Below are 23480 nucleotides of genomic sequence, written 5' to 3'. Positions count from 1 at the left end.
CGTGCTGACCACCGGAATCGTGGGCCTCGCCAGAAACCGGCCGACCTGGCTGCGATTCCGCAACCGGAAGGTTGCGACGTGGGTGACCGTTGCGTCCGCGGTCGGCTTCTTCGTCACGGGTGGCATGGCGAATGCCGTGATCTCCGGGGCCGGCGATCGAAACTCGGTGGCGGTGGCCGAGGAAGCGCCCTCGTCGACCCCCGCGCCGTTTGCGGCTCCGATTGAGTCGGAATCAAAGACATCGACGCCTACGCCCACGCATACGGATCAGGCCGCAGACCTCCTGGCGATCGTCGACGGGGACACCATTTCCACGAGTGTCGGCGACGTCAGGCTCATCGGAATCGACGCGCCTGAAGAAGGGACCTGGGGTTACGCCGAGGCGGGATCCGAGCTCGACTCGTTCCTTAGGGCCGGGTCACTGACGCTCGTTGCGGTCGAAGGCCGCGACGACGCCGATCAGTATGGCCGACTCTTGCGGTACGTGATCGTGAACGGGCGGGACGCCCGGACGCACATGATCAACACCGGGTGGGCGATCGCGAAGTACGACGGTCGCGACGGGTATGGCTTTCATCCGCGCGAGAAGGACTACGTCGCCGCTGACGCCGCTCATCAGATGCCGGCGGAACCCGCGCCTGAGCCGCCTCCCGCCCCAGAGCCTCCCCCCGCCGCGCCGGTGACCGACGCGCGCTTCGGCACGTGCGGCGAGGCGAACGACAACGGCTACGGGGACTATCAGCAGGGCGTCGATCCCGAATACCACTGGTACCAGGATCGTGACGGCGACGGGTGGGTCTGCGAGCGCTGAGTAGCGAGGGTGCGGAGCACTCGAGTCGAAACGCAGCGGCCTACTGCCCCATCGCCCGGATCGCATTCGCCCGGCGGACCATGCTCGGGAGAAGGAAGAGGTCCACGACCCACCAGATCGCCGCCGCGAGGATCATTGGGATCCCGATCAGCAGGATCGACAGCAGCCACCCTCCCCACCACAGGACGTTGAAGAGGATCGCCGAGGGGATGAGTCCGAGGTAGAAGCGGTGGGCCGCCACTCCGCCGAGAAGAAGGAGGAAGAGGTAGGCCATCCCGACCTCTTTCGCGGGTGTCCCGACAAGGGGAGCGGGTGGGGCGAACGGTCCCCACTGCACCCCGTCCCACCACCGCAGCGCTCCCGTGGGACCCGGATACCACCCGGCGGGCGCAGCCTCCACGAGGGGAGTCATCGGCACGGTTGCGACAGTGGCCGTCGCGCGCGGCGGCGGCAGGTAGGGATCGAGCGCCTCGTACTCGGCGGTCGCGCTCGGCGCGCCGACGACATCGGCCGACCAGCTCGTCCCGTCCCAGAATCGCTTGCCTCCCGCGGGAACGTCGTACCAGCCGGCGGGTGGCGTGGGGGGAGGGTTCATCGTCGGGATCCTTCGCTCGGCGTCGCCGGTGGCGCGCCCGCCCAGGGTAACTCTCGAAGCTCTCCGTGTCCGGGGGTGCAGAGCATCTTCCGGGCTGACGCGGGGGCTCTTGCGACTCGGGCCTAGTGGATCGTCTCGCCGCGCTCGAGCATGGCGACATACTGTGCGACGCGCGCAGCGCGCGACTCCGGCCGCTTGAGGTTGCTGATCCGGAACGACATCGCGAAGCGGTTCTGCGCTGACTGGGCGGCGAACGCGGCGGCGATGGCGGGGTCGGCGTCCAGAGCTGCCTGGAGTTCGGCCGGGACGTCGCCGTCGCTCTGGCGATACGCGGCGTCCCAGCGCCCGTCGGCTTTCGCGCGGTCGATCTCGCGCTGCCCGGCGGGGCGCATCCGTCCCTCGGCGATCAGACGCTCGGCATGCGCGATGTTGACCTTCGACCAGACTCCGCGCGGCCGACGCGGCGTGAACACCTGAAGGAAGTAGTCCGCGTCGAGCGACAGCTTCTGACCGTCGATCCATCCGAAGCACAGCGCGGCGTCGAGCGCCTCGGCATAGGAGATGCCGGGCTTCTTCGAGGCCGTCTTCCGCACGCGAAGCCGCACGCCCTCGGGGCCGGGATCGGACTCGAGCCAGCGCTCCCACTCCTCGACGGTGTCGACGTGGAGCTCGGGCTTGTCGGAGGTCGCGACCATGGTTGCAGGGTAGACGCGGGGTCGGACGTTGCGGGCGTTTCGACTCGCTGCGCTCGCTCAACGACCGGGGGTGGGCTGTGGTCGCTCGACGACCGGGGCGCTGCGCTCGCTCAACAGCCGGCGTGGGGGCTACTGCGCGTCGCGCTTGGCCTGACGGCGCGCGCCCTGCGCGATGCGGGAGGCGTCGCGCTTCTGCCCGCCGGTGGTCTTCTGATGTTCGCGGCCGCCGCCGGCGTCGGTGACCGACCCGACGGACGACGTCACGGACTCGGGCCCGGTCCAGCGTCCCTCGCGCGCCATCGCCAGCCGTTCCTGCTTGAGCTGCTCCGCCTGCTCGTGAGCCACCACGGCGAGGCGCTCCGACACCCGCGACAGCGCCTCTTCGAACGAATGGGAGCGGGGCGGGCGTGGACGCGACGGCGGGAGTCGAACCCGCAACGCTGCCGGATATGAGCCGGAGCCCGGGACCGCCCGGATCGCCGCGATGTCCTCGACGCTACGTGAGCCCCGCGACATCCGCCAGGAATGTGAAGGAGAGTGTCAGGGTGTGACGGTGTGTTGCGCGGTCATCGACCGGGCGGGCGGCGGAGGGGGAGCGTCGAGGGCGCGCAGCATCCGATCCAGAACCTCCCGCAGCTCGGAACGCGACGGCTCGGCGAGGTCGGTGGTGTAGTCGACGCCGGCGGGGATCCACGACAGGCCGTACATGGTCTCGCGGAAATCGGCGCCACCGACGGGCCAGCGCGTGTGCGTGGCATCCTCTTCTGTCGCCCCCTGCCCCCAGATGCCGAAATGCTCCTTCATGACGTCGAACGGCAGGTCGATGACGGCGTCGGCTTCGACCGGCTGGCGGGTCCATGAGCGAGCGACGAGGATGAAGCCCTCGATCTCCTCCGGCGTCAACGGCCGCGGCTCGAAGAGCACCCGGGTGTGCTCGACCCGCGCGAGCCGGTCGACGCGGAAGGTGCGCCAGTCGTCGCGCTCCAGATCCCAGCACAGCAGATACCAGTGCCGGTCGGCGGGGGCGAGGGCGTGCGGCTCGACGCGGCGTCGGGTCTCCGCCCCGGTCATCGAGGTGTAGTCGAATCGCACGCGCTCGTGATCGCGGATCGCCAGCGCCAGTTCGCCGAGCACCTCGCTCGACACCGCCGCTCCCGACTGGATGCCTGCCGGCTGCACCGCGTCGGCGAGGGCGTTCACGCGGCGTCGAAGGGGCGCCGGCAGCACCTGCTCCAGTTTGGCCAGTGCGGTGAGGGTCGTCTCGGGTCCGCTGACCAGACGCTGGGATGCCGCGACGCGCAGCCCGATCGCCATGGCGACGGCCTCCTCGTCGGTGAGGAGGAGAGGGGGCACGGCGCTCCCCGCTTCGAGGCGGTAGCCGCCCGCGATGCCGGGTGTGGACTCGATGCGGTAGCCGAGGTCGCGGAGGCGCTCGACGTCGCGTCGCACCGTGCGCTCGGTCACGCCCAGCCGGGCCGCGAGTTCGGTGCCCGGCCAGTGGCGATGCGTCTGCAGCAGATTCAACAAAGCGAGCGCGCGGGTCGTCGTGTCGGACATGCGTCGATTCTGCCGGCTCTCGCGGACAGGATCTGTCCGGGTTCCCTCCTACCGTCTTCCCATGGCGAACGAACCGATCATCGAAGCGCGGGGGCTCACCAAGCGCTTCACCGTGAAAAAGAAGACCGTGGCGGCGGTCACCGACCTCTCGTTCGAGGTGCAGCGCGGCGAACTCGTCGCATTCCTCGGGCCCAACGGCGCCGGCAAATCGACCAGCCTGCGCATGCTCACCACCCTCATCCCGCCGACGTCGGGCACCGCGCGCGTCGTCGGCCACGACATCCTCCGCGACCCCGCGGGCGTCCGCGCCCGTATCGGATACGTCGGTCAGCTCACCAGCGGCAGTTACTCCCAGCGCGCGCGCGACGAGCTGCTGAGCCAGGGTGCCTTCTACGGGATGGGCCGGGCCGCGGCATCCGCTCGGGCAGACGAACTGATCGAATCGCTTGATCTGTCGGGGTTCGCGGCCCGCTCCGTGCAGCAGCTCAGCGGCGGGCAGAAGCGGCGCCTCGACATCGCGCTCGGACTCATGCACGCGCCGCCGCTGATCTTCCTCGACGAACCGTCGACGGGCCTCGATCCGCAGAGTCGCGCGAACCTCTGGCAGCACATCCTCGACCTGCGCGAACGCTTCGGCACGACGATCTTCCTCACCACCCACTACCTCGAGGAGGCAGACCGCTACGCCGAGCGCGTCATGGTCATGGACAAGGGTCGCGTCATCGCCGACGACACCGCCGCACGCCTGAAGGCCGAGCTCGCGGGCGATGTGCTGACCTTCGGTTTCCGGACAGCGGATGCCGCGGAGCGCGCGCTTCCGGTCCTTGCGGCGCTCAGCGCGCGGGACGTGCGGCGCGTCGAGGGGAGCGATGCCGCGGATCTCGCCGTCACGGTGCCGGAGGGTGACCTGCTGCTACCGCGCGCGGTGCGCGAGCTCGACGCCGCGGGCATCGAGGTGGTGCGGGCGACCGGGGTACCCCCGACGCTCGACGACGTGTTCCTCAGTCTCACGGGGCGCACGCTCCGCGACGCCGACCAGCCGGCGGACCACGCTGAAGAGGAGGCGCCCGAGGGCGCCGCCGGTGACGACCAGGCCGCTCGGGCCGCAACCGAAGGAGTGGTGCGATGAGCACGCAGATCAGTCAGTCCCTGGCATCCGATCGTCCTGACACCGTGGTGCGACCGAACGTCGCCCGGGACACGTGGAATGTGCTGACGCGGGAGCTCCGGCCGACGCTCCGCGACCCGTTCACGGTGATCTTCAGCCTCGTGCAGCCGCTGGTGTTCCTGGGGCTCTTCGCGCCGCTGCTCGTGGGGCAGTCGGGCGAGCCGGTGAGCGAGACGCTTAGGTGGTTCGTGCCGGGCGTGCTGGTGATGATCGTGCTGTTCGGCACCGGGGCGACCGGGTCGAACCTCCAGTACGAGATGATGACCGGCTCGCACGAGCGGACGCTGGTGGCGCCGATCTCGCGGGCATCGCTGCTGGTCGGGCGGGCACTGAAGGAGACGGTGCCGATCGTGGTGCAGGCGATCATCATCGTGCTGATCGCGCTGCCGTTCGGGTTCCCGGTGAACGTCGCCGGGATGGTCGTGGGGATCCTGCTGCTCGCGGTCTTCGGCGTGGGGCTCGGGTCGCTGTCGTACACGCTCGCGATCAAGACGAAAGACCGCGAGTGGCTCTTCTGGGGCGTGCAGCAGACGCTGATCTTCCCGCTGCTGATCCTCTCGGGCGTGCTGCTGCCGCTCGACGACGGGCCGGCGTGGATGCGGGCGGTCGCGACGGTGAACCCGATCAACTGGGTCGTGCAGGCCGAGCGGGCGCTGTTCGCCGGTGACCTCGGGGCGCCGGTGGTGCTGTGGGGCTGGGTCGCGGCGGTGCTGCTGGCCGCGGTGGGTCTCGCGGTCGGTGTGCGCGCGATGCGCAGGAGCGACTGACGGGGTCGGGCTGGACCTAACTCCTGCAAAACCGGCCGGTGTCGGGCTGGGCGGGGCCGTTCGGGCCTCGCGGCGTCGATTCTGCAGGAGTTGGGGTCGGGGCGCGGGGGTGTGCGACAGGCAAGACGTCCGCCCGCACGCCCGCGCCCGTTCCCCCGTCACCTTCCGCCCCGGTGGTGGGCGTTTTGGGGGCGGAAGGTGACGGGGGAGCGGTGGGGCGGTGTCTTCCCCGTCGAGTCCTGCCCCTCGCCGGGGCGTTTTGGGGCGGAACGTGACGGGGGAGCGGTGGGGCGTCCGCCCGCGCGTGCGGTGAAGGGGCGCCCGGCGGTTAGCGGCGGGCGGAGTCGACCATCGAGGTTGCCGCACCGGGCGTCGTGACCGAGGCGGCCGCGCTGCGCGGCCAGGTCCACGCGGTGCGCAGGATGAACGCCAAGAGGAGCAGCTCGATGCCGATCGAGATGGCGTAGAACGCCGCCCACTCCCACGTCGAGCCGGCCGCGTTGAAGATCGAGTAGGGGATCAGGAGCGCGGCGACCACGAGGTTGACGGCGCGGTTGAGGCGGGCCGGCAGGGTCATGGAGAGGACGACCATCACCGCGGGGATCGAAACCGACACGAGGAAGATCGTCACAAGAGTCGAGCTGATGTCGAAGCGCCAGATGAATCCGTCGGTGATGCCGTCGATCACCCCCGGCTTGTAGAAGTTCAAGATGTCGACGTAGACGTACAGGAACACGAAGCTCGTCCAGGCGGCGGTGAGCTTCGCGCGGACGGACATCGGGACGCTGTCGAGCATCGGGCGGCGCGTGGCGGTGGCGGTCATCAGGTCATCCTTTGTGTGGTCGGAAACGATCGTACGCTGTACGTCGTACACCGTACTATGACTCGTACGCTGTACGGTGTCAAGCGAGGAGAGGAGATCCGTGCCCGAGAGCGACGACGCCGCGGCCGTGGCATCCGCAGGTCTGAACAAGCGACGGGTGGTGCTCGAGGCGATCCGGCTCGCCGATGCCGAAGGCGTGCACGGGCTGAGCATGCGGCGGCTCGCCACCGCCCTGGGTGCGGGCGCGATGTCGCTCTACCACTACGTCGCGAACAAGGACGAGCTGCTCGACGCCATGGTCGACGTCGTCTTCGAGGAGATCGAGCTGCCGCGCGAGGACGCCCCCTGGCAGGAGGCGATCCGGGAGCGGGCGCTCTCGGCCCGCGCGGCGCTCGCGCGCCACCGGTGGGCGATCGGTCTGCTCGACACGCGGACGGCACCAGGCCCCGCGAACCTCCGCCACCACGAAGCGGTCACCGCGTGCCTGCGGACGGCCGGGTTCTCGGTCGCAATGGCGACGCACGCCAACTGGGTGCTCGACAGCTACGTCTACGGCTACGCCCTGCAGGAGGGCGGGCTGTCTCTGAACACCCCGGATGACTTCGCCGAAGCGATCGACGGAACCTATCTGCCGCAGCTGCCCGCCGACGAGTTCCCCTACCTCAACGAGTCAGCCGCGACGCTGGCCGCCTCGGGCTACGACCCCGCCGAGGAGTTCCTCTTCGGCCTCGATCTCATCCTCACCGGGCTCGAGGCGCGGCGCGGGGAGGCGTAGCGCGGGCTTCCCCCGACAGCTTCGGCCGTCTCGCGCGGCGAATCGCGGCTGAAGGTGACGGGGGAGGCGAGGGGTTCGCCACGTGTGCGGGCGCGATCACGCGGCCCGCGGCCGATACCGCAGCAGCACCACACCGTTGCCGAAACACCGCTGGTCGAGCAGCTCGAGATCCAGTCGGATGCCGGTGGGCAGACCCGGCTTCCCGCCGCCGACCGAGACCGGCGCGGCGTAGAGCTGCACCTCGTCCACGACCCCGGCGCGCAGCGCATGACCCGCGAGATCGGCGCCGCCGATCAGGAGGTCGCGGTCGGCGGCATCCTTCATCCTCAGCACCGCATCCGCGTCGAAGGTGCGCTCGATGCGGGTGCGGGCCGTCGACGCCTGGGCCAGGGTGGTCGAGTGGACGACCTTGTCGGTGTCGGTGAACGCGGCCGCGAAGGCGGCGAGGGCGGGAGACCGCGCGGCAAAGGAGGGGTCGACCTCCCAGACCGACATCTTCTCGTAGAGACGCCGCCCGTAGACGAGGGTGCCGATGGACTCCATCAGTTCGGTGTGCGCGGCGAAGACGTCATCGCCCGGTGGGAGGAAGTCGAAGGCGCCATCCGGGTCTTCGATGAAGCCGTCCAGCGACACGTTCGTCGTGTAGATCAATCTCGCCATGAGCCACCTCCTCGCGCCGGCGCTCAGGCTACTCCTCGGCACCCTTACGGGCCGCGACCTCGGCGGCCTAAAGTGAGTCGCACCGACGCGAGGAGGCGCAAACGCGATGACCGATCGGAACGGGGACGTGACGAGAGAAGTCGACAGCGCGATCGAGCGCGCCCTTGACGGGGTCGGCCTCCGCGCGGGTGAGGGAGGCACGACCACAGGTCTGACGCACCTTCAGGAGGTGACGGCGGTCGAAGCCGGTGATGCGGGAGGCGGCGCGGACGGGGAGTGACCCGCGACGCGCGTCAGCGCCCCGCGAGCCACTCCCGCGCCGCGTCGACGTCGCTCTGCGCGAGGCCGTGACCGCCGGGGCGGACGTGCCGCTCGACCGTTGCCTCGTGCGCCTCGGCCACCTCGACCAATCGATCGACGCTCGTCGACGGCGCCATCGGGTCGGCGGCGCCGTTCAGCAGCACCAGTTCGACGGCCGACACGTCGCCGACAGGGTCGCGGTCGGCGAACGGATACATCCCGCTGAACGCCACGACCCGGTCGAGGGTCTCGGGATGCAGCAGCGAGGTCGCCAGGCCGATGTTCGCCCCGTTCGAGAACCCGGCCGCGATGATCCGCCGGTCGCCGAGCTCATAGCGCTCACGCGCCGCGTCGACGAATGCGACGAGCTCGCCCGCGCGCACGATCACGTCGTCCACGTCGAACACGCCCTCGCCCATGCGACGGAACCACCGTGTCATCCCCTGCTCGCTCACCCGTCCGCGCGGCGAGAGCACGCCGGCACCCGGCCACAGGTGCGGCACGAGCGCGGTGATCTCGCGCTCGCTGCCGCCGGTGCCGTGGAGGGTCAGCAGCACCGGGGCGTCGGGATCGCCCGGCTCGAAGACGTGCGGCCAGGCGTCGAGGTCGACCCCGTCGACCCCGCTCATGCGGCCACCTCGGGGTTGTTCTCGGTCGGCAGCGTCACCGGCTGCACGCGCGCCTCGATGGCCTCGCGCGAGGGCTCGAGCCACGGCGGCAGCTTCAGCGAGCGGCCGAGCTCGAGCAGCGGCTCGTCGATGTCGAACCCGGGGGTGTCGGTGGCGATCTCGAAGAGCACCCCGCCGGGCTCGCGGAAGTAGATGCTCGTGAAGTACTGCCGGTCGAGGATCTCGGTCACCTGGTGTCCGCGCGAGACGAGGTCGTTGCGCCACGCGAGCTGGGTCTCCTGGTCGGGCACCCGGAACGCGATGTGGTGCACGGTGCCGCCGGCGGTGAGGCCCTCGGGCGCGAGGCCCGACGCGTGCACGTCGACGAGGGCACCGGGCCCGCCGGGACCGGCGGCCAGGCGCGTGCGCCCGCCCTCCTGCTCGACGATGCGCATGCCGAGGTCGTTCACCATGAGCCCCACGGTGCCCTCCGCGTCGCGGACGGTCAGCACGCTGGAGTGCTGCCCGCGGATCGCGTACTCCGCCGGCACGCTCTGGGAGTCCCACGGGGCGCGCGGGTCGCTCTCGTTCGTGGCGACGAGCTCGATCTGCAGCCCGTCGGGGTCGCGGACGAGCAGACGCTCCTCGCTCGAGCTCGTCGAGGTGATCTTCGCCTCCGACCCGATCGACGCGAAGTGGTCGACCCACCAGCCGAGCGATCCGGCCGGCACGGAGAATGCCGTCGAGGTCGACTGCCCGGCGCCGATGCGCCCGGGCGCGATCCCGCGCCAGGGGAAGAACGTCATGAGGCTGCCGGGCCGGCCGGCCTCGTCGCCGTAGTAGAGGTGGTAGGTGCCGGGGGCGTCGAAGTTGACGGTCTTCTTGACCAGTCGAAGCCCGAGCCCGGTGATGTAGAAGTCGATGTTCTTCTGCGGGTCGCCCGCGAGTGCGGTGACGTGATGCAGACCCTGCGTGGCGGCGGTCATGATCTCTCCTGAAGTCCGATGCCGGATGATATCCATGCAAACGCATGAATCATCGATTTCATTCCAGGATGCCGCAGAGCGGCCGATCGCGACAGGTCCAGCGCGGTCCGCGGCATCCGTTAGCGTTATCGGATGGCGACGGTGACACGGCGGGGCATCCTCGCCGGTGTCGCGGCCGCCGTGGCCGGGGTGCTGGCGGTGGGCCTCGTCACCGCCGTGGTCCTCACGACCCTGCAGCTCCTTCCGGCCGGCCAGACCCCGGTGGTCGACGACACCACGATCGCGGTGCAGCTGACCGGGGCGGACGAAGCCGACGCCGGACGCGACACCCTCATGGCGTGGCTTGCCCGCGGCATCCTTGTTCTGGCGCTCGTCTGGGGCGTGATCGGCATGTTCGCCGCGCGCACCCGACTCGTGCGCAGGCCCGGGGCGGCCGCCGCTCGTGCCAGCTGGCTGGGCTCGACCCGGCCCTGGCGGGCCCGCGAGTCGACCCTCGGCCTGCTGCAGCTGGACAAATGGCTGCTGATCCTCGTGCCCGGGGCGCTGCTCGTCGGCACGCGGGCGGTGCAGACGTCGTTCCTGTCGTGGGTGCACCTCGTGATCGTGATGAGCGGATGGTGCGTGGCCGTCCTCGTGCTCCGGGCGCTCGTGGGCGCGCGGTCGCCGTGGCCGGTGCTGGCCGCCGCAGGTGGCGCGGTGGTGCTGCGCTGCGTGTGGGCGCTGATCCCGGTCGCGATCGGCGGACCCGCCGCGGCCTGGTCGGCCCTGTGGACCGAGCCGGTGCTGCGCTGGATCTACGCCCTGGTGGCGGCCCTGCTGCTGGTGTGGGTGTTCGTCGCGGCGGCCTGGGCGCTCGTGATGCAGGTGGGTGCGAAGGCCGCAACCGGATTCGTGCTGGCGGCGATCGGGGCGGGGCTCGCCCTGCCCGCCCTCGTCATCGCGCTCATCGGAGACGGGGCGGTCGCCGACGCGTGGGCGACATCGCTCGCGCCGCTCGGCGGTCTCGCGCCGGCGCCGTTCGTGTGGCTGGAGGTTCCGGTCGCAGGCGCGTGGTGGGCGGCGACGGCCGGCGGGCTGCTGTGCGTCGTCGGAGCCGTGCTGGCATTTCCGGGGCGTTCCTCCGACACGGGATCGCGTCGCGCCTGAGACTCTCGGAAAACGTACATCCGACGGTCCGCGGGATTGTCGGGGCTCCGGCCTAGGCTGAGCGCGTGACTTCGCCAGACGCCGCCGGACCCGAGCCCTCTGTTGCGCCGACGGGTGCTGATGCGCCGGCGGGGGCTTCGGTGCCGGCCGGTGCTCCGGTGCCGACGGGAGCGGACGACGGCATCGTCGCCACTCATGTGCGCCGGTCGTTCGGCGAGGTGCATGCCGTGCGCGATGTGAGCCTGCACGCCCGGCCGGGCAAGGTCACCGGCCTCGTCGGCCCGAACGGGTCGGGGAAGACCACGCTGCTGCTCATGCTGTCGTCGCTGCTCGCGCCCGATGCGGGCGAGATCCGCGTCGCGGGGATCGACCCGGTCGCCGAGCCGCAGCGCGCGCGGGCGGTCATCGGGTGGATGCCTGACGCGCTCGGCGCCTGGGGCTCGCTCACGGTGCGCGAGACGCTCGTGACCACGGGGAGGCTCTACGACCTGCCGCGCGACGAGGCGGCGGACCGGGCCGAGGCGCTCATCGACCTGCTCGACCTCCGCGCGCTCGCCGCGTCGCCGGCGCGGGTGCTCTCGCGGGGGCAGAAGCAGCGTCTCGGCCTGGCCCGCGCCCTCGTCCACAATCCGCGGGTGCTGCTGCTCGACGAGCCCGCGTCGGGCCTCGACCCCGAATCGCGGGTGCACCTGCGGGTGCTCCTGCGGCGCCTCGCCGATGACGGTCGCACCGTTCTGATCTCGAGCCACATCCTGTCCGAACTCGAGGAGCTCGTCGACGACGCGGCGTTCCTTATCGCCGGCGAGTCGGTCTCGGCCGACCGGGTCGCCGCCTCGGCGCAGCGTCAGCGGTACTGGCGTGTGCGGGTCGCCGGGGGTGATCCGGCGGCCGCGCAGGCCGCGATCGCGACGGCGCTCCAGCGGACGGATGTCACGGGCGACCGTGCCGGCGCGCTCGTCGGCTTCGCAAACGACACCGACGCCGCCGCGGGACTCGCGGCGATCGTCGCGGCGGGCGTCGCGGTGGTGGAGTTCGCCCCGTCGACGGGCCGGCTCGAGCAGACGCTCCTCGAGCTGAGAGAGGCGCCGGCGGCGCCGGGCGTCACATCGACCACGGGGGAGGGCGACCGATGAACGCTCAGCGCATCGCCACCATCATCCGTCTGGAATTGACCCAGCGCGTCCGCAGTGTCGCCTGGTATGTGCTGCTCGGCATCTTCGGTGTGCTGCTGCTGGGCGTCACGGCGCTGACCTTCATCTCGGTGCCGCGCGACGCGTTCCAGCAGGCGGGCAGCACCGCGTACTCGATCATCGTGTTCTTCGTGCTGCTGCTGGTGGTGCTCGTCTCGCCGACTCTGAGTGGAAATGCGATCAACGGCGACCGCGACGCGGCGACGCTCGCGCCCGTGCAGGTGACGCTCGCGACGACCACCGACATCATCGTCGGCAAGTTCCTGGCCGCGTGGGTCACCGGCCTGGCGTTCCTCGTCGTCTCGGCGCCGTTCCTCATCTTCGCCGCGGTGTTCGGCGAGGTGCGCGCCGATGTGCTGCTGGTCTCGCTGGTGATCCTCATCGTCGAGGTCGCGGTCGTCGCGGGATTGGGGGTCGCGCTCAGCGGCATCCTCGCTCGTCCCCTGTTCTCGGTGGCGGTCACCTACCTGACCGTCGCGGCGCTCGTGGTGGGAACGCCCATCGCCTTCGGCCTGGTGGGCACCGCCTTCCCGACCGAGATCGAGTCGCGTCAGCGTTATCTGCAGCCGGTGTGGAACGAGCCGATGCAGGTGCCCGAGGAATGCATGACGGCCGAGCCCGGCGCGACCACCCCGTCCCCGGAGTGCGTCGACCTCGGTTTCGGGCCCGGGGTGGAGGAGCCGGAGTACGAGTGCGGGCCGTGGATGACCTCGACCTACACATCGCCTCGCTTCGATCGGGTGTGGTGGCTGCTGGCGGCGAATCCATTCGTGATCCTCGCCGACGCGACGCCCACGGTGTGGCGCGACGGGTACCCGATCGATGCGTTCGGCGCGCTCAAGGTCGGGGTGCGGACGGCGCAGATCGCGCCCGACCCCGTGCAGGAATACGACGAGTGCGACAACGCGACGGGTGTACCCGGGGGCGATTACCCGACGTCGGAGGAGCAGGTCGCGGGCACCGTGCCCAGTTGGTTCGTGGGACTCGGCGTGCAGCTGGCGCTGCTGGCGCTGCTGATGTGGCGCGCCGCGGTGCGGACGCACACGCCGTCGCGGCGCCTGCCGCCCGGCACGCGCATCGCGTAGCGCCGCTCGCCGCGGGGGCGCCGATCAGCGGTCGACGAAACGGAAGTGCTGCGCGTTGTAACGATCGCCGTGCACGCCGATGCGCTGCGCGAGCCGATTGAGGTCGTCGCGCTCGTCCGCCGACAGCGCGACGGTCGTCGCGGCGTTGTTCTCGGCGATCCGCTCGACGCGGCGCGTGCCGGGGATTGGCACGATCCACGGCTGCTGCGCCAGCAGCCACGCCAGCGCGATCTGGCCCGGCGTCGCATCCTTGGCCGCAGCGAGCCGCGCGACCTCATCGATGAGCGCGCGGTTGGCGGTCAGGTTCTCCTTCTCGAACCGTGGGAGCGCGCGGCGCATGTCATCGTCGGCGAGCGTCGTCGACGCATCCATCGTCCCGGTGAGATACCCACGGCCGAGCGGGCTGAACGGCACGAATCCCATGCCGAGCTCGCCGACGACGGGCAGCACGTCGGTCTCGGGGTCGCGGGTCCACAGCGAGTACTCGCTCTGCAGCGCCGTCACGGGGAACACCGCGTGGGCACGGCGAATGGTCGACGCGGATGCCTCGGAGAGACCGAAGTGCCGCACTTTCCCCTCGGCGACGAGCTCGGCGACGGTTCCGGCGACGTCCTCGATGGGGACGTCGGGGTCGACGCGATGCTGGTAGAAGAGGTCGATGACGTCGGTGCGAAGCCGCCGCAGCGACTCCTCCGCGACGCGGCGGATGTGGTCGGGCCGACTGTTCACGCCGACGCTTCTGCCGTCCTGAATGTCCCACCCGAACTTCGTCGCGAGCACGACGCCGTCGCGCACCGGCGCGAGCGCCTCACCGACGAGTTCCTCGTTGACGTACGGGCCGTACACCTCGGCGGTGTCGAAGAACGTCACGCCGAGGTCGACGGCTGCACGCAGCACTCCGATCATGTCGTCACGGGTGCCGGGGTTCGGGCCGTAGCTCTGCGACATCCCCATGCATCCGAGTCCGATCGCCGAGACCTCCAGGCCCTGGCCGAGGGTGCGTGTGTGCATGGTGCTGCTCCTTCTGCGCATCCGGGCGCGCGTCCGGATTTCCTCGGACGACGCTACGCCGCAAGGCGCCGGCAGGGAAACGCGTCGACACATCGCGACGCGCGAAGAGCGTCGCGGCGCGGCATCCGCCCGTGCACCCACGCGGGTGTCGGTGACCGGTGGCAGGCTCGGCGCATGACGAGATTCGCGATCGACGCGCCGACGGCGCTGCGGCTCCTGGCCGACGAGAGGGATGTCGCGGGCGCGCACTCCCTCGTCGCGCCGGCGATCATGCGCTCCGACGCCCTGCGATTGGTCTACGGCGAGGTGCGGGCAGGACGCCTCGATGACCGCGCGGCGAAACGCACGCTCGAGGCGCTGGCATCGCAGAAGGTGCGGGTGAGCGCGGGGAGTGCACCCTCGCGGGCGGGAGGGCTCAGACGAAGCGGACCCAGTTCGCCCCGCGGCCCGTCTCGACCCGCTCGAGGAGGTCGAGGGCGTCGCCGTCGACGGCGTACAGCGACACGGTCGTCGAGCGCTCGCCCGCGGCGACGAGGAAGCGTCCGTCGGCGCTCAGCGCAAAGCCGCGCGGCTGCGGCTCGGTCTCGAAGAACCGGGTCGGCGCGGTGACCCCGCCATCGGCACCCACCGCGACCGCGGCGAGGGTGCTCTCGGTGCGCTCGGTCGCCCAGAGGTACCGCTCGTCGGCGCCGAAGTGCAGGTCGGCGCCCCAGGTGAGGTGCCCCGCCATCGGGTCGGCGCCGAAGGTGCTGTGCGTCAGATCCTTCGACGGATCGAACGCCGGCGCTGCGCCGGCGAGACGCAGTGTGCCGTCGGAGGTGTCACGGGCGTAGTGCAGCACCTCGCCCGAGAACTCCGTCAGCACGTACACCGCGTCCTGCGCGGCGTTCAGCACGAGGTGGCGCGGGCCGCTCCCCTCGGGGGCGGCGACCGTCTCGGGGGTGAGCGGAACGAGCGAGAGGTCGTCGTCGAGCGCGTACTGCGCGACGAGGTCGTCGCCGAGCGACACGAAGTACGCGAACCGCCCGTCGGTGCTCGGCAGCACCGCGTGGAGGTTCCGGAACTCCACGCGGCTCACCGGCTCGCCCACCACGCCGTCGTCGACGCGGCAGCTGATGCCGTAGCCGCCGCTGTAGGCGGCACCGAGCAGGCCCGTTCCGTCGCGGGTCAGCGCGAGGTAGTTCATGCCGCCGTCCGGGAGGTCGAGGCGCGAGCGCCGCTCCAGCCGACCGGTGTGCCTGTCGAGTGCGAGGGTGAGGATGCCGGCGGGCTCACCCTCGGTCGCCCCCTTCACTCCCGCGTAGACCAGGTCGCGTTCCGCATCGACGGCGAACGTCGAGCAGCCGGTGAGCCCCTCCGTGACGGCGAGCCGCGTCATCCGCTCGTCTTCGAACCGGAAGACGCTGATCGAGCCGTCACCGGCGTTTGCAACGAGGACGAGCGCAGAGTCGGTCATCCTCCGATCGTAGGCGCAGGGTCGCGGCGGCTCGAGGGGTGGTCCCTGCTGCATGTCCGAGCCCCGACCTAGACTTGACGGGCAATGACTGACGTCTCTCCGGCCGCGCGTCCCGCGGCATCCGTCCCCCTCATCGTCGACGGCGATCGCGGGCCCCGACCGGGCTCCGGCGCCCGTGTCGACGAAGACCTGCTCGCCGGCCTCAACCCCGAGCAGCGCGAGGCGGTGACCTACCGCGGTCAGGCGCTCCTCATCGTCGCCGGTGCCGGATCGGGCAAGACCAGCGTGCTGACGCGGCGCATCGCGTCGCTGCTGCGCAACAAGGAGGCGTGGCCGAGCCAGATCCTCGCGATCACCTTCACCAACAAGGCCGCCGGCGAGATGCGCGAGCGTGTGCATCAGCTGGTCGGCGACCGGTCGCAGGGCATGTGGATCTCGACGTTCCACTCGGCGTGCGTGCGGATCCTGCGGCGCGAGGCCGAGCAGTTCGGGTTCACCAGGTCGTTCACGATCTACGATTCCGGCGACTCGCGCGCGCTCGTCAAACGGCTGGTGAAGGAGCACGAAGCGGATGCGTACGGGCTGACCCCCTCGGCGGTGCAGAGCAAGATCTCCAAGCTCAAGAACGAGCTCGCCGACGCGGAGTCGTACGCCCGCTCGGCGAACATGAACGACCCGGCCGAGCGGGTCTTCTGCGCCGTGTTCGCCTCGTATCAGCGCGAGCTGCAGCAGGCGAATGCCTTCGACTTCGACGACCTCATCGCCCAGACGGTGTACCTGTTCCGGGCGTTCCCGCAGGTCGCGGATGTGTATCGCCGGCGGTTCCGGCACATCCTCGTCGACGAGTATCAGGACACCAACCACTCGCAGTACGCGCTGATCCACGAGCTGACCCGGGCGCCGGGGTCGGATGGCGGCCCCATCGCCGAGTCGGGCGGCATGATGATCTTCGACGCGCCGGCGACCGAAGAGGCGGCGTCGCTGACGGTCGTCGGTGACTCCGACCAGTCGATCTACGCGTTCCGCGGCGCGGACATCCGCAACATCAGCGAGTTCGAGCGCGACTTCCCGGGCGCGAAGGTGGTGCTGCTCGAGCAGAACTACCGGTCGACGCAGAACATCCTGTCGGCCGCGAATGCGGTGATCAGCCACAACTTCGACCGCAAAGACAAACGCCTGTGGACCGACGTCGGTGCCGGCGAGAAGATCGTCGGCTTCACCGGGTACTCGCAGCACGACGAGGCGCAGTTCGTCGCCGACGAGATCGAGGTGCTGCACAAGGGCGGGGTGCCGTACGACCAGATGGCGGTGTTCTACCGCACCAACTCGCAGTCGCGTGCGCTGGAGGAGATCTTCATCCGCGCGGCCGTGCCGTACAAGATCATGGGCGGTACGAAGTTCTACGAGCGCGCCGAGATCAAAGACGCCCTGGCGTACCTCGTCGCCGTGGCGAACCCCGCCGACGAGATGGCGATGCGGCGCATCATCAACCGTCCGCGCCGCGGCATCGGGGATGTCACGATCGAGACGATCAGCCGGTACGCCGCCGACGAGCAGATCACCTTCCGCGACGCGCTGGGCAATGCGTCGGCGCTCGGAGTGGGGCCGAAGATCCAGGCGGCGATCGCGCACCTGGATGCGGTTCTCGCCGAGGCATCCGATCTCATGCTGCCCGCATCGGGCGAGCTGCCCCCGCCGACGGCCGTTGCCGACGGCCTGCAGCTGCTGCTGACCAAGAGCGGGTACTACGACGCGCTGCGCGCGAGCCGCGACCCGCAGGACGAGGCGCGGGTGGAAAACCTCGACGAGCTCGTCGCGGTCGCCCGCGAGTTCGCGCGCAACAACCCCGAGGGGACGATCGTCGACTTCCTCACCGAGGTGGCGCTGGTCTCGGACGCCGATGATCTCGAGGATGCCTCGGGGTCGGTGTCGCTCATGACGATGCACACCGCGAAGGGCCTCGAGTACGACGCGGTCTTCGTCACCGGTGTGGAAGAGGACCTGATCCCGCACCGGATCTCGGCCGGCGAGCCGGGCGGTCCGCAGGAGGAACGGCGGCTGTTCTACGTCGGCGTCACCCGAGCGCGCAAACGGCTGTACCTGACGCTGGCGATGACGCGTGCGCAGTTCGGCGAGGTGTCGGTGGCGATGCCGAGCCGGTTCCTGCAGGAGATCCCGTCGGATCTGCTCGACTGGCGGCAGTCGCCGGGCGACGTCAACTCGCGCGGCGGCACCCAGTCGCGGGCGCTCAACGCGCGGCGCGGCGGGTCGGGGTCGGGATTCGGCGGGTCGGGCCGGCGGTACGGAGACGACCTGGTGCCGAAGTCGACGTCTCTGGAGAAGTTCGCCAATCGCATTCCGGCGAAGGTCCGCGACAACGGCGATATGGAGCTGGCGCCGGGCGATCGCATCCGTCACGACGATTTCGGCGAGGGCCGCATCGACGCGATCACCGGTGAGGGCGCGAAGCGCGTGGCGCACGTGCGCTTCGAGAAGGTCGGCATGAAGAAGCTGTTGGTGAAGATCGCGCCGATCGCGAAGCTGTAGGCGCGTGCCGCCCCCCCGCGGCGTCGTGAGCCGGACGCGCGCCCGCGCTTATGGCGCGACCCGTCAGATTCTGCGGCGCGGGCCGTTTGCGGGCCGCGTTTTCTGACGGGTCGCGTGGACGGGTCCGCGACCCGTCAGAATCTGCTGCTCGTCGCGGTCCTGGGCGACGTTTTGTGACGGGTCGCGGGGGAGAAGTCGGGCGCGGCCCGCAGGGCCGCCGCGTAGGCTGGCACGATGGCACTCTTCGGGCGACGTAAGAAGACCGACGACCACAGCGACGACGCGGACGCGCAGACGGGAACGCCCGACCCCAAGGCTCCCGAGACCGACGTCGACGTCGCGGAGGCACCCGGGCTGGCCCCGCGCGACGGCGAGGACGACGCGGCGGGCGGCGACGCGGCATCCGCTGCCTCACCCGGCGAGGAACCCGTTCCGCACGTGAACATCTCGGTCTCGACCTACGGTGCGCCCCGCGCCGCTGCCAGCCCGCCGACGGCGCAACCCGCCCCAGGTACCCCGGCCCCGGCCCCCCGCGCCCCCGGCCCGGCCGAGGCGCCCGCGCCGACGCAGACCGTCCCGGGGCTCCCCGACAACGGTCTGGTCATCCAGGCGCTGCGGGGTCTTCCCGAGAAGCCCGAATCGCTCGACCTGATCCACGTCGCCCGGCAGCTCCTGCAGGGCCAGCTGTTCCTGCGGATCAAGGGCGACGCCCGCCAGCTGCTGTCGGAGGGGGCGCAGCTTCCCCTCGCCATCGCGACCGTCGGCGACAAGCAGTACGTGCTGGCCTTCAGCGGCGGTGCTGCGCTGCAGGCAAGCGTCGCATCGGACGGTGACCAGGGCACGTCCGCGGTCGCGCAGCCTGCGGCGACCGTGCTCCGGCACGTGCTCTCCGGTTCCTACGCCGGCATCATCATCGACCCGTCGTCGGCGCCCGCGCGCGCGGTCATTCCGCGGGAACTCATTGAGCGGATGCTCGACCAGGCCGACCCCAACGCCCTGGTGAAGCACCTCCTCGCGGGACCGCGCACGGCGGCGACCGGCGCCGACGTCGTCGCGGCGCTGCCCGGCGCGCGGCTCTGGGTGGCGGTGAACGAGACGCCGGACGGCAAGGTGGGTGTCGCCGAGGCTCGGGCGAACGGTGAGCGGCTGCTGCAGGTGTTCACGCACCCGCTCGAGGTGGCGGCGATCGGCCGCGGTGACAAAGCCGCCCCGATCACGGTCGACCGGCTCGGCGCCGCGCTCGCCGCGGACGCCGCGCTCGCCGGCATCCTCGTCGATGCCGCCGGTCCCTGGATCCGGCTCGACCGCGAGGAGCTCGCGCTGATCCTCCCCTGACGCGCAGGGGGGTCACGCGCTAGCGTCGCATGCATGGCGAGCCCCTTCACGATGCTGACCGTTCCGGGGCCCGCGGGCGACCGCGAGGTGCGCCTGTCGAACCCCGACCGTGTGCTGTGGCCCGCGCTCGGGATCACCAAGCGCGAGCTCGCCGAGTACCTGATGACGGTGTCGGGTCCGTTCCTCGCCGCGAACGGCAACCGGCCGGTCTCGCTCGAGCGTTTCCCCGAGTCGGTCGAGGGGGAGCGGTTCTACTCCAAGAACCCGCCGAAGGGCACGCCCGATTACGTCGAGGCGGTGACCGTCCGGTACAACAGCGGGCGGCGCCATCCGCAGATCGTGCTCACCGAGCCGGCCGCGGTGGTGTGGGCGGCGCAGATGAACACGATCGTGTTCCACCCCTGGGCGTCGCTGACGACGAACACCGACAACCCCGTCGAGCTGCGGATCGACCTCGACCCGCAGCCGGGCACCGACTTCGCCGACGCCGCCGCGGTGGCGCCTGCCCTCCGCGAGGTGCTCGCCGAGGCGGGACTCACGGCCTACCTGAAGACCAGCGGCAATCGCGGCATCCATGTCTTCTGCCCCATCGAGCCGGAATGGGAGTTCCTCGATGTCCGCCATGCCGTGATCGCCGCCGGGCGGGAGCTCGAGCGCCGGATGCCCGACCGCGTGACCACGAACTGGTGGAAGGAGGAGCGCGGCGAGCGCATCTTCATCGACTTCAACCAGGCCAACCGCGACCGCACCATGGCGGGGGCGTACAGCCCGCGGGCGCTCGCCGGGGCAACCGTGTCGACGCCGATCACCTGGGACGAGCTGGCGGATGTCGACCCGGGCGCGTTCACGGTGCGTTCGGTGCCGGAGCGGCTGGCGAGAATGGGCGACCCGTGGGAGGGGATGCTCGAGGCACCGGGGCGCATCGACGTGCTGCTGGAGTGGTGGCAGCGCGACCTCGACGAGGGGCTCGGCGAGCTGCCCTTCCCGCCCGACTTCCCGAAGATGCCGGGCGAGCCGCCGCGGGTGCAGCCGAGCCGGAAGAACGAGGCGAACTGGCCGAAGGAGTAGCGGGCGCCGCTGCCGGGGCGCCTCCGCTTCGCCTGACGCGAAGTGTGGCGCGGGTTCGCGCTTCGCGACAGGCGGAGGCGTGGATGCGGGCGTGCTCACGCTTCGCTTGTCACGAATCGTCGGGCAGGGGCGCGCTTTGTGACGGGTGAAGCTCGGGTGGTCGGCGTACGGGAGCAGTGCGGGATGCCGCGGCCCGGCGTCGCGCAGCAGTCGCCCACACGCGCGTGCCTGGCTTCGCCCGTCACGTTCGGCCCCCGGAGCGAGCGAAATGGGGCGGATGTCGTCGGGAGAGCGGGAAGGGTCTCGCTTCGCCCGTCACATTCGGCCCTCGGAGCGGCGGAAAACGGGCGGATGTCGCCGGGGGAGCGGATGCCGGGGCGGAAGGTTGCACGAAGATTGCGCGGCGTGGAGCGACCCGGTGGGCGCGCAACGGTCCTCGTAGCGTCGGCGCGTGCCGGATGACCCGGCACCCCGAACCGCAAAGGACCACCCATGCACACTGCACCCGCACCCGCTCACACCGACGGCCACGCCGACGGCACTGAGGCGTCGACGCCGCTTCAGCGCCGCCTCGCCGCGGCCGCCGCAGCGGCGCTGCTCGCCGCCGTCACGCTCACCGGCTGCACCTTCTCGCTCGGCGCCTCGGGCGCCGAGCCGGCGCCCGCCACGACGACAGACCCCGCGCCGGCGCAGACGACCGACACCGGCACCGACACCGGAACCGGCACCGGCACCGCCGACCCCGGGGGAACCCGCCCGGCCGGCGGAGACGTAGGGTTCATCGAGACGGAGGCCGGCGCGATCGCGCTGTTCCAGGACCGCTGGTACGACAACTTCTGCGGCAGCGTGAACATCGCGATGGGCGACGAGAACTGCGTCGGCATCGCCATCGAGGCCCTCGAGATGATCGACGGCGCGGCCGATCGAGCAGCCGCCGCCGGGGCCGACGACGAGCTCCTCGCCGCGGCGACCGCCGCAGAAGACGCCGCCGCCGCCTTCCGCGCCGCGGCGTGCGACGTGTCGACCTCCGACACCTGCGTCGGTCCGACCGACGACTTCACCGACGCCGTCCGCGCCTACGGCGACGAACTCACTGAACGGCTGGCCGCACAATGAACGCCCGCCCCGCACCCACCGCCCGAACCGCACGCAACGCCCGTCCCGAACACACCGCACCAACCGCACACCCCGCACCCCCTCGTGCAACCTCGGATTGCACGAACATTGCACGGCCGGATCGGCTCGCTCCGGCATCCGATTCCGTCCGTAACTTCGGCGACATGAACACCACCGCACCTTCTCGTCGCACTCGCTCACGGCTTCTGCCGGCCGGTGCGGCCATGCTCACGACGACCGCTCTGGCCCTCACCGGGTGCATGAGCTTCGTCACTCCCGAAGCCGCCGAGCCCGCGGGCGTCGGCTTCGACGACATCCAGACGGCGACCATCCAGATCGAGGCCGTCGGCACCTTCGTCTCCCCCGAGATGGGCGGCTACGAAGCGGCCGGTCGCGGCTCGGGCTTCCTCATCAGCGAGGACGGCCTGGCCGTCACCAACAACCACGTCGTGGTCGGCGCCGGCACGCTGAAGGTCTGGCGCGGCGGCGACACGAGCGAGACGCTCAACGCCAAGGTGCTCGGCTCGTCGGAGTGTCTCGACCTCGCGGTCATCCAGCTGCAGGACGACGACTACCCGCACTTCACCTGGCGGGAGGGTGAGATCACCACCGCGACCGACGTGTACGCGGCGGGCTTCCCGCTCGGTGACCCGGAGTTCACCATGACCCGCGGCATCGTGTCGAAGGCCGACACGGCGGTCGACACCCCGTGGGCCTCGCTCGACCACGTGATCGAGCACGACGCGCGCATCCGCGGCGGCAACTCCGGGGGTCCGCTGATCGACGCCGAGGGGCGACTGGTCGGGGTGAACTACGCCGGCAACGACCAGTACGACCAGAACCTCGCCATCCACCGCGACGAGGTGCAGAAGGTCATCGAGCAGCTGAGCGAGGGTGAGAGCGTGCTGAGCCTCGGCATCAACGGCACCGCCCTCATGACCGAGGAGGGCGAGGGGCTCGGCATCTGGGTCAACTCCGTCGCCTCCGGGTCGGCGGCCGACACCGCCGGCGTCGCGCCCGGCGACCTCCTCACCAAGATGGAGGGCGTCTCGGTGGGCGTCGACGGCACCATGGCCGACTACTGCGACGTGCTGCGCACGCACGGCCATGACGCCACGCTGTCGGTGGAGCTGTACCGCCCCGCCGAGGGCGTCTACTACACCGGGCAGTTCAACGGCGAGCCCGTCGAAGCGGTCTCGGTGGCCACGCAGGCCGGCGCGAGCTCGGGCGGCGGGGGAACCGGCGGGTCGGGCGGTTCGGGAGCCGTTTCGGCCGAGGAGTACGTCTCGATCGTGGATGACACGGGGAGCGTCACGGTCGATGTGCCGGCCGCCTGGGGCGACCTCGACACCTCGGTCTACACCGATCCGCGCGGCGGTCAGTGGGCACGGATCGATGCCAGCACGGATGTCGCGGCGTTCGCGTCGGGCTGGTCGGTGCCGGGGGTTTCGGTGGTCGCCGCTCCGGCGGCGACGGCGACGATCCAGCCCGAGGAGTGGCTGGGCATGACCGCCGACTACCTCGAGCAGTCGGGCTGCACGCAGGGTGCCATCGACGAGTACACCGACGATCTGCACTCCGGCGTCTTCCAGTACTGGACCGGATGCGGCGAATCCGCGGCCGATTATCTGATGCTCGCCGCCTACTCCAACGACGGGCAGTACGTCATCGTGCTCGCGGTCACCGCTCTCACCGAGAGCGACCTCTACGCGATCGACCACGCCCTGGGCAGCTTCGCCGCCGCCTTCTGACACCGTGGGGCCCCGACCGGCAGGTCGGGG

Annotated in this window: 23 protein-coding genes and 1 tRNA gene; 13 read left to right on the top strand and 11 right to left on the bottom strand. The window is 70.9% G+C overall.

The genetic code is table 11. The features are described 5' to 3' along the window. The first annotated feature begins 1 nt into the window (after position 1). The gene (locus tag MA875_RS13415; protein WP_248242758.1) at positions 2-811 is read left to right on the top strand and encodes a thermonuclease family protein; all 810 of its coding nucleotides are present in this window, start codon (positions 2-4) and stop codon (positions 809-811) included. 40 nt (positions 812-851) lie between these two features. On the opposite strand, the gene MA875_RS13410 is transcribed toward MA875_RS13415, so the two are convergent. From MA875_RS13410 to MA875_RS13390, 5 genes are all read right to left on the bottom strand, one after another. Further along, positions 852-1406, bottom strand: coding sequence for a DUF2510 domain-containing protein (locus MA875_RS13410; RefSeq protein WP_248242757.1), 555 nt, complete (start codon positions 1404-1406; stop codon positions 852-854). A gap of 122 nt (positions 1407-1528) precedes the next feature. Then, positions 1529-2101, bottom strand: coding sequence for a YdeI/OmpD-associated family protein (locus MA875_RS13405; protein WP_248242756.1), 573 nt, complete (start codon positions 2099-2101; stop codon positions 1529-1531). A gap of 129 nt (positions 2102-2230) precedes the next feature. After that, on the bottom strand, positions 2231-2467 hold the full coding sequence (locus tag MA875_RS13400) for a hypothetical protein (protein ID WP_248242755.1): 237 nt from the start codon (positions 2465-2467) through the stop codon (positions 2231-2233). Positions 2468-2509: 42 nt separating this feature from the next. Next, positions 2510-2585: transfer RNA gene (locus MA875_RS13395), tRNA-Met, on the bottom strand. Positions 2586-2641: 56 nt separating this feature from the next. Further along, positions 2642-3658, bottom strand: coding sequence for a helix-turn-helix transcriptional regulator (locus MA875_RS13390; RefSeq protein WP_248242754.1), 1017 nt, complete (start codon positions 3656-3658; stop codon positions 2642-2644). Between the two features lie 61 nt (positions 3659-3719). On the opposite strand from MA875_RS13390, the gene MA875_RS13385 reads away from it, so the two are divergent. Together MA875_RS13385 and MA875_RS13380 are read left to right on the top strand one after the other, a co-directional pair. Further along, entirely contained in the window at positions 3720-4787 is a 1068-nt protein-coding gene (locus MA875_RS13385) for an ATP-binding cassette domain-containing protein (RefSeq protein ID WP_248242753.1), read from the top strand. After that, complete coding sequence (locus MA875_RS13380) at positions 4784-5593, top strand: ABC transporter permease (protein ID WP_248242752.1); 810 nt, start codon at positions 4784-4786, stop codon at positions 5591-5593. Before MA875_RS13385 ends, MA875_RS13380 begins: the two co-directional genes overlap by 4 nt. A 328-nt stretch (positions 5594-5921) precedes the next feature. Here the strand turns inward: MA875_RS13380 and MA875_RS13375 are convergent, their stop codons facing one another. Further along, the gene (locus MA875_RS13375; protein ID WP_248242751.1) at positions 5922-6416 is read right to left on the bottom strand and encodes a DUF6326 family protein; all 495 of its coding nucleotides are present in this window, start codon (positions 6414-6416) and stop codon (positions 5922-5924) included. Positions 6417-6492: 76 nt separating this feature from the next. On the opposite strand from MA875_RS13375, the gene MA875_RS13370 reads away from it, so the two are divergent. Next, positions 6493-7191, top strand: coding sequence for a TetR/AcrR family transcriptional regulator (locus MA875_RS13370; RefSeq protein WP_372492583.1), 699 nt, complete (start codon positions 6493-6495; stop codon positions 7189-7191). Between the two features lie 96 nt (positions 7192-7287). Here MA875_RS13370 and MA875_RS13365 read toward each other — a convergent pair whose 3' ends face one another. Next, positions 7288-7851 (bottom strand): dihydrofolate reductase family protein, encoded by a 564-nt coding sequence (locus tag MA875_RS13365; RefSeq protein ID WP_248242749.1) that lies wholly within the window; start codon positions 7849-7851, stop codon positions 7288-7290. A 106-nt stretch (positions 7852-7957) separates the two neighbouring features. On the opposite strand from MA875_RS13365, the gene MA875_RS13360 reads away from it, so the two are divergent. After that, the gene (locus MA875_RS13360; RefSeq protein ID WP_248242748.1) at positions 7958-8131 is read left to right on the top strand and encodes a hypothetical protein; all 174 of its coding nucleotides are present in this window, start codon (positions 7958-7960) and stop codon (positions 8129-8131) included. A 13-nt stretch (positions 8132-8144) separates the two neighbouring features. Here the strand turns inward: MA875_RS13360 and MA875_RS13355 are convergent, their stop codons facing one another. Together MA875_RS13355 and MA875_RS13350 are read right to left on the bottom strand one after the other, a co-directional pair. Beyond that, positions 8145-8780, bottom strand: coding sequence for an alpha/beta hydrolase (locus tag MA875_RS13355; protein WP_248242747.1), 636 nt, complete (start codon positions 8778-8780; stop codon positions 8145-8147). Continuing rightward, on the bottom strand, positions 8777-9745 hold the full coding sequence (locus tag MA875_RS13350; RefSeq protein ID WP_248242746.1) for a ring-cleaving dioxygenase: 969 nt from the start codon (positions 9743-9745) through the stop codon (positions 8777-8779). The genes MA875_RS13355 and MA875_RS13350 overlap by 4 nt, the downstream gene beginning before the upstream one ends. 132 nt (positions 9746-9877) lie before the next feature. On the opposite strand from MA875_RS13350, the gene MA875_RS13345 reads away from it, so the two are divergent. The 3 genes from MA875_RS13345 (at position 9878) to MA875_RS13335 (ending at position 13166) form a co-directional block, all read left to right on the top strand. Then, positions 9878-10891: a hypothetical protein gene (locus MA875_RS13345; RefSeq protein ID WP_248242745.1), complete on the top strand. Its 1014-nt coding sequence runs from the start codon at positions 9878-9880 to the stop codon at positions 10889-10891. 158 nt (positions 10892-11049) lie between these two features. Further along, complete coding sequence (locus MA875_RS13340; RefSeq protein ID WP_443677187.1) at positions 11050-12024, top strand: ABC transporter ATP-binding protein; 975 nt, start codon at positions 11050-11052, stop codon at positions 12022-12024. Then, on the top strand, positions 12021-13166 hold the full coding sequence (locus MA875_RS13335; RefSeq protein WP_248242744.1) for an ABC transporter permease: 1146 nt from the start codon (positions 12021-12023) through the stop codon (positions 13164-13166). Before MA875_RS13340 ends, MA875_RS13335 begins: the two co-directional genes overlap by 4 nt. 24 nt (positions 13167-13190) lie before the next feature. Here the strand turns inward: MA875_RS13335 and MA875_RS13330 are convergent, their stop codons facing one another. Together MA875_RS13330 and MA875_RS13325 are read right to left on the bottom strand one after the other, a co-directional pair. Next, positions 13191-14177, bottom strand: a complete 987-nt coding sequence (locus MA875_RS13330; RefSeq protein WP_248242743.1) for an aldo/keto reductase — start codon at positions 14175-14177, stop codon at positions 13191-13193. Between the two features lie 415 nt (positions 14178-14592). Further along, positions 14593-15633 (bottom strand): lactonase family protein, encoded by a 1041-nt coding sequence (locus MA875_RS13325; RefSeq protein ID WP_248242742.1) that lies wholly within the window; start codon positions 15631-15633, stop codon positions 14593-14595. Between the two features lie 84 nt (positions 15634-15717). Between MA875_RS13325 and MA875_RS13320 the strand changes: the two genes are divergently transcribed. The 5 genes from MA875_RS13320 (at position 15718) to MA875_RS13300 (ending at position 23450) form a co-directional block, all read left to right on the top strand. Beyond that, on the top strand, positions 15718-18180 hold the full coding sequence (locus tag MA875_RS13320; RefSeq protein ID WP_248242741.1) for an ATP-dependent helicase: 2463 nt from the start codon (positions 15718-15720) through the stop codon (positions 18178-18180). A 234-nt stretch (positions 18181-18414) separates the two neighbouring features. After that, positions 18415-19515: an SseB family protein gene (locus MA875_RS13315; protein ID WP_248242740.1), complete on the top strand. Its 1101-nt coding sequence runs from the start codon at positions 18415-18417 to the stop codon at positions 19513-19515. Positions 19516-19548: 33 nt separating this feature from the next. Further along, positions 19549-20583, top strand: a complete 1035-nt coding sequence (gene ligD, locus MA875_RS13310) for a non-homologous end-joining DNA ligase (protein ID WP_248242739.1) — start codon at positions 19549-19551, stop codon at positions 20581-20583. Between the two features lie 492 nt (positions 20584-21075). Continuing rightward, the gene (locus MA875_RS13305) at positions 21076-21699 is read left to right on the top strand and encodes a hypothetical protein (protein WP_248242737.1); all 624 of its coding nucleotides are present in this window, start codon (positions 21076-21078) and stop codon (positions 21697-21699) included. 164 nt (positions 21700-21863) lie between these two features. Then, entirely contained in the window at positions 21864-23450 is a 1587-nt protein-coding gene (locus MA875_RS13300) for a S1C family serine protease (protein ID WP_248242736.1), read from the top strand. The last annotated feature ends 30 nt before the right edge of the window (positions 23451-23480 follow it).

It is taken from the genome of Microbacterium kunmingense, assembly GCF_023155745.1.
Taxonomy (GTDB): Bacteria; Actinomycetota; Actinomycetes; order Actinomycetales; family Microbacteriaceae; genus Microbacterium; species Microbacterium kunmingense.
Note: the sequence above shows the minus strand (reverse complement) of the source record. Positions and strands in the feature narration are given on the sequence as shown.

Excerpts from the sequence above, each read along its gene's own strand:
- MA875_RS13410 (WP_248242757.1), bottom strand. The coding sequence starts at position 1,406 with ATGAACCCTCCCCCCACGCCACCCGCCGGCTGGTACGACGTTCCCGCG.
- MA875_RS13405 (WP_248242756.1), bottom strand. The coding sequence starts at position 2,101 with ATGGTCGCGACCTCCGACAAGCCCGAGCTCCACGTCGACACCGTCGAG.
- MA875_RS13390 (WP_248242754.1), bottom strand. The coding sequence starts at position 3,658 with ATGTCCGACACGACGACCCGCGCGCTCGCTTTGTTGAATCTGCTGCAG.
- MA875_RS13385 (WP_248242753.1), top strand. The coding sequence starts at position 3,720 with ATGGCGAACGAACCGATCATCGAAGCGCGGGGGCTCACCAAGCGCTTC.
- MA875_RS13380 (WP_248242752.1), top strand. The coding sequence starts at position 4,784 with ATGAGCACGCAGATCAGTCAGTCCCTGGCATCCGATCGTCCTGACACC.
- MA875_RS13375 (WP_248242751.1), bottom strand. The coding sequence starts at position 6,416 with ATGACCGCCACCGCCACGCGCCGCCCGATGCTCGACAGCGTCCCGATG.
- MA875_RS13365 (WP_248242749.1), bottom strand. The coding sequence starts at position 7,851 with ATGGCGAGATTGATCTACACGACGAACGTGTCGCTGGACGGCTTCATC.
- MA875_RS13360 (WP_248242748.1), top strand. The coding sequence starts at position 7,958 with ATGACCGATCGGAACGGGGACGTGACGAGAGAAGTCGACAGCGCGATC.
- MA875_RS13355 (WP_248242747.1), bottom strand. The coding sequence starts at position 8,780 with ATGAGCGGGGTCGACGGGGTCGACCTCGACGCCTGGCCGCACGTCTTC.
- MA875_RS13350 (WP_248242746.1), bottom strand. The coding sequence starts at position 9,745 with ATGACCGCCGCCACGCAGGGTCTGCATCACGTCACCGCACTCGCGGGC.
- MA875_RS13345 (WP_248242745.1), top strand. The coding sequence starts at position 9,878 with ATGGCGACGGTGACACGGCGGGGCATCCTCGCCGGTGTCGCGGCCGCC.
- MA875_RS13335 (WP_248242744.1), top strand. The coding sequence starts at position 12,021 with ATGAACGCTCAGCGCATCGCCACCATCATCCGTCTGGAATTGACCCAG.
- MA875_RS13330 (WP_248242743.1), bottom strand. The coding sequence starts at position 14,177 with ATGCACACACGCACCCTCGGCCAGGGCCTGGAGGTCTCGGCGATCGGA.
- MA875_RS13325 (WP_248242742.1), bottom strand. The coding sequence starts at position 15,633 with ATGACCGACTCTGCGCTCGTCCTCGTTGCAAACGCCGGTGACGGCTCG.
- MA875_RS13320 (WP_248242741.1), top strand. The coding sequence starts at position 15,718 with ATGACTGACGTCTCTCCGGCCGCGCGTCCCGCGGCATCCGTCCCCCTC.
- MA875_RS13315 (WP_248242740.1), top strand. The coding sequence starts at position 18,415 with ATGGCACTCTTCGGGCGACGTAAGAAGACCGACGACCACAGCGACGAC.
- ligD (WP_248242739.1), top strand. The coding sequence starts at position 19,549 with ATGGCGAGCCCCTTCACGATGCTGACCGTTCCGGGGCCCGCGGGCGAC.
- MA875_RS13305 (WP_248242737.1), top strand. The coding sequence starts at position 21,076 with ATGCACACTGCACCCGCACCCGCTCACACCGACGGCCACGCCGACGGC.
- MA875_RS13300 (WP_248242736.1), top strand. The coding sequence starts at position 21,864 with ATGAACACCACCGCACCTTCTCGTCGCACTCGCTCACGGCTTCTGCCG.